Source organism: Streptomyces sp. NPDC051109 (assembly GCF_044455885.1).
In the GTDB taxonomy this organism is placed as follows: Bacteria; Actinomycetota; Actinomycetes; order Streptomycetales; family Streptomycetaceae; genus Streptomyces.
In genome coordinates this window covers 73,533-85,263 of the sequence record NZ_JBITFF010000012.1, presented here as the reverse complement: position 1 = coordinate 85,263, position 11,731 = coordinate 73,533, and the positions used below count along the sequence as shown (strand labels likewise).

11 protein-coding genes, 1 tRNA gene and 1 pseudogene are annotated in these 11,731 nt (G+C 73.0%); 7 read left to right on the top strand and 6 right to left on the bottom strand.

The window, feature by feature from the left end; translation table 11 throughout:
* Positions 1 to 46 precede the first annotated feature (46 nt).
* Positions 47 to 550 (top strand): hypothetical protein, encoded by a 504-nt coding sequence (locus ACIBAD_RS22465; RefSeq protein WP_134073308.1) that lies wholly within the window; start codon positions 47 to 49, stop codon positions 548 to 550.
* Between the two features lie 87 nt (positions 551 to 637).
* On the opposite strand, the gene ACIBAD_RS22460 is transcribed toward ACIBAD_RS22465, so the two are convergent.
* A complete protein-coding gene (locus tag ACIBAD_RS22460; RefSeq protein ID WP_398908146.1) occupies positions 638 to 1,348 on the bottom strand; it encodes a pentapeptide repeat-containing protein in 711 nt (236 codons plus the stop codon).
* 88 nt (positions 1,349 to 1,436) lie between these two features.
* Here ACIBAD_RS22460 and ACIBAD_RS22455 point away from each other — a divergent pair, with 88 nt between their 5' ends.
* A complete protein-coding gene (locus tag ACIBAD_RS22455; protein ID WP_398908229.1) occupies positions 1,437 to 2,429 on the top strand; it encodes a zinc-binding dehydrogenase in 993 nt (330 codons plus the stop codon).
* Between the two features lie 69 nt (positions 2,430 to 2,498).
* The gene (locus ACIBAD_RS22450) at positions 2,499 to 3,002 is read left to right on the top strand and encodes an FBP domain-containing protein (protein ID WP_398908145.1); all 504 of its coding nucleotides are present in this window, start codon (positions 2,499 to 2,501) and stop codon (positions 3,000 to 3,002) included.
* A 112-nt stretch (positions 3,003 to 3,114) separates the two neighbouring features.
* Here the strand turns inward: ACIBAD_RS22450 and ACIBAD_RS22445 are convergent.
* Together ACIBAD_RS22445 and ACIBAD_RS22440 are read right to left on the bottom strand one after the other, a co-directional pair.
* A pseudogene (locus ACIBAD_RS22445) lies at positions 3,115 to 3,582 on the bottom strand (GNAT family N-acetyltransferase); the annotation flags it as partial.
* A 22-nt stretch (positions 3,583 to 3,604) separates the two neighbouring features.
* On the bottom strand, positions 3,605 to 4,348 hold the full coding sequence (locus tag ACIBAD_RS22440; protein WP_398908144.1) for a DsbA family protein: 744 nt from the start codon (positions 4,346 to 4,348) through the stop codon (positions 3,605 to 3,607).
* A 154-nt stretch (positions 4,349 to 4,502) separates the two neighbouring features.
* Here ACIBAD_RS22440 and ACIBAD_RS22435 point away from each other — a divergent pair, with 154 nt between their 5' ends.
* Complete coding sequence (locus tag ACIBAD_RS22435; RefSeq protein ID WP_134073300.1) at positions 4,503 to 5,885, top strand: FAD-binding oxidoreductase; 1,383 nt, start codon at positions 4,503 to 4,505, stop codon at positions 5,883 to 5,885.
* Positions 5,886 to 5,982: 97 nt separating this feature from the next.
* Here ACIBAD_RS22435 and ACIBAD_RS22430 read toward each other — a convergent pair.
* A tRNA-Thr gene (locus ACIBAD_RS22430) sits at positions 5,983 to 6,057 on the bottom strand.
* A gap of 224 nt (positions 6,058 to 6,281) precedes the next feature.
* Between ACIBAD_RS22430 and ACIBAD_RS22425 the strand changes: the two genes are divergently transcribed.
* The 3 genes from ACIBAD_RS22425 to ACIBAD_RS22415 all read left to right on the top strand — a co-directional run bounded on the left by ACIBAD_RS22425 (position 6,282) and on the right by ACIBAD_RS22415 (position 8,833).
* On the top strand, positions 6,282 to 7,370 hold the full coding sequence (locus ACIBAD_RS22425; RefSeq protein ID WP_398908143.1) for an ABC transporter ATP-binding protein: 1,089 nt from the start codon (positions 6,282 to 6,284) through the stop codon (positions 7,368 to 7,370).
* A gap of 215 nt (positions 7,371 to 7,585) precedes the next feature.
* Positions 7,586 to 7,999, top strand: coding sequence for a hypothetical protein (locus ACIBAD_RS22420; RefSeq protein ID WP_134073296.1), 414 nt, complete (start codon positions 7,586 to 7,588; stop codon positions 7,997 to 7,999).
* Positions 8,000 to 8,053: 54 nt separating this feature from the next.
* The gene (locus ACIBAD_RS22415; protein ID WP_134073294.1) at positions 8,054 to 8,833 is read left to right on the top strand and encodes a nucleotidyltransferase family protein; all 780 of its coding nucleotides are present in this window, start codon (positions 8,054 to 8,056) and stop codon (positions 8,831 to 8,833) included.
* 151 nt (positions 8,834 to 8,984) lie between these two features.
* On the opposite strand, the gene ACIBAD_RS22410 is transcribed toward ACIBAD_RS22415, so the two are convergent.
* Together ACIBAD_RS22410 and rlmB are read right to left on the bottom strand one after the other, a co-directional pair.
* On the bottom strand, positions 8,985 to 10,547 hold the full coding sequence (locus ACIBAD_RS22410) for a DoxX family protein (protein WP_398908142.1): 1,563 nt from the start codon (positions 10,545 to 10,547) through the stop codon (positions 8,985 to 8,987).
* A gap of 178 nt (positions 10,548 to 10,725) precedes the next feature.
* A complete protein-coding gene (gene rlmB, locus ACIBAD_RS22405; protein WP_134073289.1) occupies positions 10,726 to 11,697 on the bottom strand; it encodes a 23S rRNA (guanosine(2251)-2'-O)-methyltransferase RlmB in 972 nt (323 codons plus the stop codon).
* Positions 11,698 to 11,731: the final 34 nt, after the last annotated feature.

Genomic DNA, 11,731 nt, shown 5'->3' with positions numbered 1-11,731 from the left:
CGCACCGGTAACACCATCGGCCCGCACCCGTGACACCATCGGGTACGTGCTCGACATCGGCTACTCCCTCTCCCGGCGCTTCCCGGACTCCCCGCAGACCGACTACCGCTCGGCGGACGTCCACTCCCTGCGCCACGACCTGTTCTGCGGGGACGTCTACCTCGCCGACACCGCCAAGGACCGGGAAGTGTCCACAGCCTGGGGATGGGTGCCCGTACTGGACTTCGCCTGGGCGCTCTGCGACATCGTCGAGCAGCTCGACCAGGACCCGCGCGGCAGCCGCTCCGCCCACCGCCAGTACGCCGAACTCGACTTCACCGAGTCCAGCGACCGCATGCTCTTCGAGCGCCGCTTCGGCTGGGTGGACATCGAGGCCGACTGGATGCCGCCGGAGGAGGAGCCGCTGACCTTCAGCCACCGCCTGCTGCGCCGCGAGGCCCGCGACTTCCTGCACGACCTGATCGCGGACCTGACCGACATGCACGACACCCTGGCCGACAACCCCGTCATCTGGGGCCTCCAGTCCCGCTTCCCCCGCGTCCCGGCGTAGGGGCGCCCGCCGGGCCCGGGTGAGCGAGCGGCCCGGAGGCCCTGCCCGCCCCGGCAGGCCCCGGCAGGGCTCGCGGGACCCGCGGGGTTACGAGAGCACGCGGAGGCCCAGCTGGGCCGCCAGGGCCGGGGCCAGATCGAAGAGCTGGGGCGGGCTGATGACCGCACCGGACAGCGCGTCCACCCCGCGCGCGATGTCCAGCTCCACGGCCCCCCGCAGGTCCACGTCCGCCATCCGCGCCCCCGTGAAATCGGCCCCCCGCAGCGCGCACCCGCGGAACTCCACCCGCTCCAGGACCGCGCCCGCGAAATCCGCCTCCACCAGCACGCACCCGTCGAAGACCACGTCCTTGAGCCGCGCCTTCCGCAGGTTCAGGTAGTCGATCTTGCCCCCGCGGAACACCACCCGCTCCAGCACGGCCCCGTGCAGCTGCACGCCGCCGAGCCGCGCCTCCACCAGCTCCACGTCCCGCAGCGCAGCCCCGGACAGGTCCGTCCCCACCCCCCGGACCCCCTCCAGCACCGAATCCAGGATCCGCGCCTTCGCCAGCCCCGCCTCGTCCAGCGCGCACCGCCGCAGCGCGCAGTCCATGAACCGGGCCCCGATCCCCTCCTGCCCCGCCAGATCAAGGTCGGCGAACTCCAGCCCGTCGTAGTCCCCGTCCGGCTCCAGCTCACCGCCCTCCCAGGCGCTCAGCTCCGGCAGCCGCACCTCCGGCAGCCGCGCCGCCTTCACCGCCTCCCGCCGCCCCTGCCGACTCTGCTGCTCCTGCTGCCCCTGCTGCTCCTTGCGCGCCATCCCCCCATCGTCCCCCGCCGCACTGACAACGCCCGCGGAGCCTTGACCTCAACCGCGCTTGAGGTCAGAGCCTGTCGGCATGGACACCATGCGCGCCATCCGCCTCCACGCCTTCGGCCCCGCCGGGAACCTCGTCCACGAGCGCACCGAAACCCCCGTACCGGCCCCCGGCCAGGTCCGCATCGCCGTGGCCGCCGCCGGAGTCCACCTCCTCGACACCGCCCTGCGCCAAGGGGTGCGGAGCCCCGTCCACGCCCTGCCCGAGCTCCCGACCATCCCGGGCCGCGAGGTCGCCGGCACCGTCGACGCCCTCGGCCCGGGCACCGACCCCGGCTGGCTCGGCCGCCAGGTCGTCGTCCACCTCGGCTTCGCGCCCGGCGGCTACGCCGAGTACGCCGTCGCCGACGCCGACCGCCTGCACCCCGTACCGCCCGGCCTCGACCCCGCCCAGGCCGTCGCCATGATCGGCACCGGCCGCACCGCCCTCGGGATCCTCCAGTTCGCCGACCTCGGCCCGGACTCCACCGCACTCGTCCCCGCCGCCGCCGGCGGCATCGGCACCCTGCTCGTCCAATACGCCCGCAACGCCGGAGCCACCGTCATCGCCCTCGCCGGCGGCCCCGCCAAAACCGCCCTGGCCGCCGCGAACGGCGCCCACCTCGCCCTCGACTACACCGCCCCCGGCTGGCCGGAGGCCGTACGCGAAGCCCACCCGGCCGGCGCCACCGTCCTCTTCGACTCCGTCGGCGGCCCCACCGCCCGCGCCGCCCTCCACCTCCTCGCCCCCGGCGGCCGCCACCTGGTCTTCGGCTGGTCCGCCGGCCCCATCGACCTCACCGAAGCCGACCGCGCCCGCCTGACCGCCCGCGCCGTCACCACCGAGAACGTCCTCGGCCCCGCCATGCTCCGGCGTGCCGGCGGCGAAGACCCCCTGCGCCTGCTCGAAACCCGCGCCCTCGCCGAAGCCGCCGCCCGCCGGCTCCGGCCCGCCCTCCAGCGCTACCCGCTCGCCGAAGCGGCCGCCGCCCACCACGCCTTGGAAACCCGCGCCGCCACCGGCAAGGTCGTCCTCGAACCCTGAGGGGAACGCCCCGACCCGCCGGTAATATCGGATGACAGCGGCCCGTATCCCCACGTACCGTCCACCGACGTGGACCCGCTCACCGAAAAAGAGATCCGTTCGTCCTTCGTGAACTGCACGAAGGGCGAGGCAGCCCGCCTCAAGCTCCCACTGGACTTCGGCGAACTCCCCTGGGAAGACCTCGACTTCCTCGGCTGGGTCGACCCCGGCGCACCGCTGCGCGCCCACCTCGTCCGCCGGGACGCCGACGGCACCCCCGTCGGCATCACCCTGCGCGTCCCGGGCGCGAGCCGCACCAGCGCCCTCAAGTCCAGCGTCTGCCAGATCTGCCTCACCGGCCACGCCGCCTCCGGCGTCTCCCTCCTGGTCGCGCCCCTCGCCGGGGCCCGCGGCCGCGAGGGCAACACCGTCGGCGTCTACGTCTGCTCCGACCTCGCCTGCTCCCTCTACATCCGGGGCAAGCGGCAGCCGAAGCTGCGGGCCGGCCGGTACGAGGAGACCCTCACGCCCACCGAGAAGATCGACCGCGCCCGCGCCAACCTCGACTCCTTCACGGCCAAGATCACCGCCTGAGGCCGCACCCCGGCCCGGCGCGGCGGCTTCAGCCCTGCGCCGGGCCCGGTGCCACGTCCTGCGCCACGTCCTGCGCCGCGTCCTGCGCCGCGTCCTGCGCCGGGTGCTGCACCGACCCGAGCCTCTTCAACGGCCCATCGGTCAGCCGGTACACCGACCACTCGTCCTGCGGCCGCGCGCCCAGGGCCTCGTAGAACGCGATCGTCGGCGCGTTCCACTTCAGCACCGCCCACTCCAGGCGCTCGTACCCGCGCTCCACACAGATCCGCGCGAGCTCCGCCAGCAGCGCCTTGCCGTACCCGCCACCGCGCGCACCGGGCCGTACGTACAGGTCCTCCAGGTAGATCCCGTGCACCCCGCGCCACGTCGAGAAGTTCAGGAACCAGACCGAGAACCCGACGGCCTCCCCGTCCTCCGTCTCCGCGATGTGCGCGAACGCCGCCGGCCGCACCCCGAACAGCGCCTCCCGCAACTGCTCCTGCGTGGCCCGCGCCTCGTGCGGCGCCTTCTCGTACTCCGCCAGTTCGCGGATCATGGAATGGATGACGGGAACGTCTTCGACGACGGCGCGACGGATCATGCGAGCACCTTAGGCCGCGCCCCTAGGGCATGTCCGCCGGGCCGATGCCTACGGCCTTCAGCGCCTGCGCGAACGCCGCCGCGTCGAACATCGCCCCGTTCTTCGAGCCCACCGACTGCCCGTCCACCCTCACCAGCGGCGTCCCCTGCGCCCCCGTCGCCTCGAACGCCTCCTCCGCCTCGCCGGCCCACCCCTTGTACGTCTGCTCCGCCACCGCCCGGTCGAACGCCTCCCCCCGCAGCCCCGGCACCTCGGCCGCGATCGCCAGCAGATGCCCGTCCGTGAACTTCGCCTTCGGCTGGCTCGCGAACACCGCCGCCTGGTACTCCGCGAACTTCCCCGCCTCCACCGACGCCCGCAGCGCGTTCACCGCCCGCACCGAACCACTGGCCCCGCCCCGGTCCAGGAACGACGCCAACAGGTACTCGACCTTGACCTTCCCCTCCGCGGCCAGCTTCAGCAGCACCTCACCGCCCGCCCCCTCGAACTTCGCGCAGTACCCGCACCGAGGATCCACCAGCACCTGCGCCGTACGCGGAGCAGCCTGGTCCCCGACCGCGATCTTCGCCCCGTCGACCCGCGCCGGCAGCTCCGCCAGTCGACCGGCGATCGGGCTCGTCCGGACCACCCCGGCCGCGCCGGAACCGGAATCCGCCCCGGCCCCCTCCCCCGCGCCGCAGCCGGCCGCAGCCCCGACGAGCAGGGCCGCCGCCACCACCGCCCCGACGACATGCTCCGCGCGCCCTGCCCTACGTACGCCCATCATCAACCAAACCTCTCGCAACACGGACAAAACCCCCCACCGGCACCCTACGAACCCCAGCACCCCCGCCACATCAGCCAAAAGGCCACCTGTCCCGCCCCAAAACCCGGCATCCGGTACCTGGACACCCCTCCGGACCGCCCTGTACCAACTCCCCATGACGATCAACGGCGGCATCTCCTTCTGGTACGCGACCGACCACACCGCCACCCAGCAGCCACCCCGCGCCCCCCTCACCGGCCACGCCACGGCCGACGTCGTCATCGTCGGCGGCGGCTACACCGGCCTGTGGACCGCCTACTACCTCAAGACCGCCGCCCCCGACCTCCACGTCACCGTCCTGGAGCAGAAGTTCTGCGGCTACGGCGCCTCCGGCCGCAACGGCGGCTGGCTCTACAACGGCATCGCCGGCCGCGACCGCTACGCCGAACTCCACGGCCACCAGGCCGCGCTCCGCCTCCAGCAGGCCATGAACGAGACCGTCACCGAGGTCATCGACACCGCCGCCAAGGAGGGCATCGACGCCGACGTCCACCGCGGCGGCGTCCTCGAAGTCGCCCGCACCCCCGCCCAGCTCAGCCGCCTCAAGGCCTTCCACGCCGCCGAACTCGCCTTCGGCGAGACCGACCGCGAGCTCTACGACGCCACCGACACCCGCGCCCGCATCGACGTCGCGGACGCCGTCGGCGCCTCCTGGACCCCGCACGGCGCCCGCATCCACCCCCTCAAGCTGGTCAAGGGCCTGGCCGCCGCCTGCGAACGCCTCGGCGTGGTCATCCACGAATCGACGCCCGTCACCGAGATCGCCCCCCGCCGGGCCGTCACCCCGTACGGAACGGTCCGCGCCCCGTACGTCCTGCGCTGCACCGAGGGGTTCACCGCCGCCCTCAAGGGCCAGAAGCGCTCATGGCTCCCCATGAACTCCTCGATGATCGCGACGGCCCCGCTGCCGCCCGAGGTGTGGTCCCGCATCGGCTGGTCCGACGCCTGCACCCTGGGGGACATGGCCCACGCCTACATGTACGCCCAGCGCACCGCGGACGACCGCATCGCGATCGGCGGCCGCGGCGTCCCGTACCGCTTCGGCTCCCGCACGGACACGGACGGCACCACCCAGCAGTCGACGATCGACTCCCTGACCGCGCTGCTGACGTCCTTCTTCCCAGTCCTCACGGGAGTGGAGATCACCCACGCCTGGTCGGGCGTCCTCGGAGTCCCCCGCGACTGGTGCGCCACCGTCACCCTGGACCGCACGACGGGCCTCGGCTGGGCCGGTGGCTACGTCGGCTCGGGCGTCGCCACCTCCAACCTCGCGGCCCGCACGCTGCGCGACCTGGTCCTGGGCGAACCCTCGGACCTGACCACCCTCCCCTGGGTCAACCACCGCGTCCGCCGCTGGGAGCCGGAACCCTTCCGCTGGCTCGGCGTCCAAGCCCTCTACGCGGCCTACCGCGAGGCCGACCGCCGCGAATCGGCGACCCACGCCCCGACCACAACCCCCCTGGCCCGCCTGGCCGACCGCATCTCGGGCCGCCACTGACCCTTCCCCGCCCACACGGAAGGCCCCGGACCACAAGGATCCGGGGCCTTCCGCTTCCATCCGCTTCCCTCGATCAGGAACCCCTGATCCGGGACGGAGCCCCCTGTCGGATTCGAACCGACGACCTACGCATTACAAGTGCGTTGCTCTGGCCGGACTGAGCTAAGGAGGCATAACCGCCCTCACTTTACACAGCGCCCCAACCCCCGGGCCATCACGTCGTCCCGTCCACGGGTGGTCGGCGGACGGGCTCCGACAGAGGCGGAAGTCACCACCGCCGGGGTGCTGACAGGAGGGGGAACGGCGGGTAGCGTCGGGCGGAAGTCCTGCTTACTGGACTAGACCTTCCACTCGGATCGTCCGGCACGTTCCTGCCGGTAGAAGGGATTCACCACCATGGCTTCTGTCACCTTCGACAAGGCGACCCGGCTGTACCCCGGCGGCGACAAGCCCGCCGTCGACGAGCTGGAGCTCCACATCGAGGACGGCGAGTTCCTCGTCCTCGTCGGACCCTCCGGCTGCGGCAAGTCCACCTCGCTGCGCATGCTGGCCGGCCTGGAGGACGTCAACGGCGGCGCCATCCGCATCGGCGACCGCGACGTCACGCACCTGCCGCCCAAGGACCGGGACATCGCGATGGTGTTCCAGAACTACGCGCTCTACCCGCACATGACCGTCGCCGACAACATGGGCTTCGCGCTCAAGATCGCCGGCGAGGACAAGGCGACCATCCGCAGGAAGGTCGAGGACGCGGCGAAGATGCTCGACCTCACCCAGTACCTCGACCGCAAGCCGAAGGCGCTCTCCGGCGGCCAGCGCCAGCGCGTCGCCATGGGCCGCGCCATCGTGCGCAAGCCGCAGGTGTTCCTCATGGACGAGCCGCTGTCGAACCTCGACGCCAAGCTCCGCGTGTCCACCCGCACCCAGATCGCGGCGCTCCAGCGCGACCTCGGGATCACCACCGTCTACGTCACCCACGACCAGGTCGAGGCCATGACGATGGGCGACCGGGTGGCGGTCCTCAAGGACGGTCTGCTCCAGCAGGTCGACACCCCGCGCAACATGTACGACCGCCCGGCGAACCTGTTCGTCGCCGGCTTCATCGGCTCCCCGGCCATGAACCTGGTCGAGGTCCCGATCGCCGACGGCGGCGTGAAGTTCGGCGACAGCGTGGTCCCGGTGTCGCGCGAGGCGCTGTCCGCCGCCGCGGACGCGGGCGACCGCACCGTCACGGTCGGCGTACGCCCGGAGCACTTCGACGTGGGCACCGAAGGCGGCCTGACGATCACCGTCAACGTCGTCGAGGAGCTCGGCGCCGACGGCTACGTCTACGGCCGCACGACCGAGGCCGAGGGTGCGCAGGACATCGTGGTGCGCGTGGGCGGCCGCCAGGTGCCGGAAAAGGGCTCGACGCTGCACGTGGTGCCGCGGGCCGACGAGATCCACGTCTTCTCGACCTCCTCGGGCGAGCGGCTCTCCGACTGACCCGACGCGCGAGTGGGTACGGACAGGGGCGCTCCTTCCCGGGGGCGCCCCTGTCCGCGTCCGCGATCCGCGTCCGCGTCCGCGTCCGCCATCCGGGGCAGACCGGGCCATTCAGCCCCACCCGTCAACCCTTAATTCGAAAAGCCACGTCGAACCATCCCCCGACCGGGTGACTGAATGTCGCCAAATCTTCACCGAGCGCTACTCTCGCCCTCGTGACCCACACTGCCCGCCGTATCGGCCGTTCCCTCGCCCTGGTCCTGCCCGTCGTCCTGGTCCTGTCCGGGACCCTCGCGGTCACCATGGTCCCCTGGGCGGACAACACGCCTTCCCAGATCCTGACCGCCTCCGCCGAGGACGTGTCCGTCCCCGCGAAGCCGCGCGCCGCGCAGGACGTGCTGCGCGACAAGCTGCTGGGCGAGCTCCAGCAGGGCGAGACGCCGGGCGACGTCCTGACGCACCTTCAGCAGGAGGTGGACCGGCGCCCGTCGCTGGCCGAGCACTGCATGGGCATCGCGCGGGCGCTGGGACGGGCCGCCGTGGACGTGTACGGCCCGACGAAGGCGCAGTCCTTCGCGCGTCCCGTTTGCGACACCTCGTACGCGACCGGCGTCGCCTCGATGGGCTGACGGCTGACGGGCGTCGCCGTTCTCCCCCGCGTCGGGGCCCCTACTCTGGCGGCCATGACCGACGTTCCCCCCGTGTCCCGCTCCTCCGTATCCGCGGCCGCGTACCCGGCCCCCCTCGCCCAGGCGCCTGTTCAGGCGGTCGTACTGGCGGGCGGCCAGGGTTCGCGGCTGCGTCCGTATACGGACGACCGGCCGAAGCCGATGGTGGAGATCCCGGGGACCGGGGTGCCGATCATCGGGCACCAGCTGGCCTGGCTGGCGGCCGAGGGGGTGACGGACGCCGTGGTGTCGTGCGGGCACCTCGCGGAGGTGCTGCAGGACTGGCTGGCGAAGGCGGACCTGCCGCTGCGGGTGACCACGGTGGTGGAGGAGGAGCCGCTGGGGCGCGGTGGCGGGCTGAAGTACGCGGCGCGCCACCTGCCGCACCCGGACCGGCCCTGGTACGCGACGAACGGGGACATCTGGACGCGGTTCTCGCTGCGCGAGATGGCGGAGTTCCACGCCGAGCGGGGGGCCACGGCGACCCTGGCGCTGGCCCGGCCGCGGATCCCGTGGGGGGCGGTGGAGACCAACGAGTTCGGGCAGGTGCTGGACTTCATCGAGTCACCGCCGTCGCCGTATCTGATCAATGCGGGCGTCTACGTCTTCGGTCCCGAATTCGCGGCGCTGCTGCCGGATTTGGGCGACCACGAGCGTACGACGTTCCCGCGGCTGGCGCGGGAGCGGCGGCTGGCGGGCTTCCCGCTGCCGCAGGGGGCCTACTGGCGGGCGATCGACACCGCGAAGGACCTGACCGAGGCGGCCCGGGAGTTGGCGGCCCAGAGCGGCCCCTGAGGCCCTTCGCGCGGCAGAACGCACCGGGGCGCTGGAGCACCGGACCACGGCCGAGAAGCCCCGCAGGGCCCCGCAGGGCACTGACAGGGCCCGCAGAGCACGGAAAGGGGCCCGGCGCACACAGCGCGCCGGGCCCCTTTCCGTACCGTCGTCAGCCGAGGAGGCCGCCGACCAGTCCGGGCCGCTTCGGCGGCGCGTCCCCGCCGCCGCTGCCGCCCGCGCTGCCGGAGCTGGAGGGCGGCGGCTTCGGGGTGGACTGCTTGGGCGAGCTGCCCGAGTTCAGGCCGCTGCCGGAGCCGCGGGTCGCGGTCGGCGACTGCGAGCCGGTGCCCGCGGTCTGCTTGGCCGTGGAACCGGTGCTGCTGCGCCCGGACTTGGCGGCGGGCGCCGACGCGCTCGCGCTGGGTTCGGCCGCCTTGGAGGGCTGCTGGGTGGCGGGCTGCTGCTGGGGCCGCTGCGGCTTGCCGGACGGGGGCTGCGGGAGCGGGGAGCCGGGCAGGTAGTTGCTGGGGGCCTGGCCGGGTCCGGGGACGGTGACCACGGTGGTGGAGCGGACGGCGCCGCCGAGGAGCGAGCCGATGAGGAGGGTGAGTCCGCAGACGACGGTGGCCATGATGGTTCCGCGGCGCAGGACCCGGCGGCGCAGCCGCCAGATCTCGGAGCGCGGTCCGAGGGTCCGCCAGGCCTCGCCGGCGAGGCGCCCGTCCAGGGAGTAGACGGGGGCGCCGGCGATGATCAGCGGGCTCCAGGCGGCGAGGTAGATGATGTCGGGGGCGTCGTAGGCGGGGACGGTCTTCCAGCTGACCGTCATCAGCAGGGCGGCCGACAGCAGGGCGCCGATGCAGGCGGCGAACCGCTGCCACAGGCCCAGGACGGTCAGTACGCCGACGATGACCTGGAGGAAGGCCACGCTGAGCCCGGCCCCGACGGGGTGGGCGAGGGCGAAGTCGCGCAGGGGTTCGGCGAGTGCCCAGGGGTGCAGGGTGCGGAGCCAGGTGACCATGGAGCCGCGTTCGCCGCCGTCGAAGTAGACGGGGTCGCACAGCTTGCCCATGCCGGCGTAGATGCAGATGAAGCCGAGGAAGACGCGCAGCGGGAGCAGCACGACGCCGAGGTTCATCCGGCGGCCGGGGTAGTACGAGGCCTGCCCGCGGGTGTCGGAGGGGGCGCGGCGGGATTCGGTGCCGGGTCCGCCGTAGGGGCCGCCGTACGGCTCCCCGCCGCCCGTGTACCGGGTGTCGTACGGGAGGTCGCGCACGGCGGACAGCGGGCGGGTCTCGTCCGGGTCTCCGTACGTGCGCTGGCCGATGACGGTCGGCGTGGCCAGCGTGTCCTCGGCGAGGTCGCGGGCGAGGTCGACGCGGGGAATGGTCTGGGTGGCGCCTCCGTCGAACTCGTCGTGCCCTCGCCCGTGTTCGCGTACGGCCTGGAGGAGTCCGCCCATGGCGGCGGTGTCGCCGGGGGCGGACTTGCCGCTCCAGACGACGGGGGCCCGGCGGCGGCCTGCGCCGGCAGCGGCGGCGACCACGGCGCCGCCGAGGACGGGCACGCGGCCGGGGGCGTTCGCGGGCTTGGAACGCGCGCTCGGGCTCGGTGCGAGCCGCACGCGGAAGCTGGCGTGGTTGACGATGACCTGTGCGGGGTCGCACGGCACCTTGACCATGCTCAGCGCGGGCTGGTCGTCGAACCCTGACGTTCTGGTGTCCACACTCATCTAACCGAGTGATCAGTGTTTAGGACACTGCCTTGACGGGAGGGATGTGTCCGAGACCCGTCAAGATCAAGCCACCCCGCCCGAAAGGGGCGGGGTGGCACGCTCACGGGTCACGTTCCATGAGCCAAGTGGATCAAGGCGGCGCCGCCGCCACCAGGGGCGGCGGTGCCGTGCGGGGTCAGACGCGGCCGCGGGTGGCGCGGCGGCGGGCCGCCTCGTAGAGCACGACGCCGGCGGCGACACCGGCGTTCAGCGACTCGGCGCCGCCCGGCATCGGGATGCGGACGAGGTAGTCGCAGTTCTCGCCGACGAGGCGGCCGAGGCCCTTGCCCTCGGAGCCGACGACGATGACGACGGGACCGCCGAGCGCCTCCAGGTCCTGCACCTCGTGCGTGCCTTCGGCGGCGAGGCCGACGATGGCGATGCCGGCCTTCTTGAAGTCCTGAAGGGCGCGGGTCAGGTTGGTGACGCGGGAGACCGGGGTGCGGGCGGCGGTGCCGGCCGAGCTCTTCCAGGCACCGGCGGTCATGCCGGCCGCGCGGCGCTCGGGGATGACCACGCCGTGGCCGCCGAAGGCGGAGACGGAGCGGACGATCGCGCCGAGGTTGCGGGGGTCGGTGACCCCGTCGAGCGCCACGATGAGCGGGTCGTCGCCCTCGTCGTACGCGGCGGCGGTGAGGTCCTCGGGGTGCGCGTACTCGTACGGCGGGACCTGGAGGACCAGGCCCTGGTGGTTGAGCCCGTTGGTCATGCGGTCGAGCTCGGGGCGCGGGGCTTCCATCAGGTTGATGTTGCCGCGCTCGCCGGCGAGCTGGAGGGCCTCGCGGACGCGCTCGTCGTTGTCGATGAACTGCTGGACGTAGAGAGTGGTGGCGGGGACGCCGTCGCGCAGCGCCTCGAAGACCGGGTTGCGGCCGACGACCATCTCGCTGGTGCCCTTGGGGCCGCCGCGGCGCGGGGCCGGGCGGCGCTTGGCGGCCTGGCGGGCCATGGCGCCGGCGATGCGGTTCGCCTTGTGCTTCTTGCGGTCCTCGGCCTTGGGCGTGGGGCCCTTGCCTTCCAGGCCCTTGCGCCGCTGGCCACCGCTGCCGACCGTGGCGCCCTTCTTGTTGGACGTGCGGCGGTTCCTGCGCTGGCTGTTCCCGGCCATGACCTCTACCTGTTTTCGTTGATGCTGCGATATG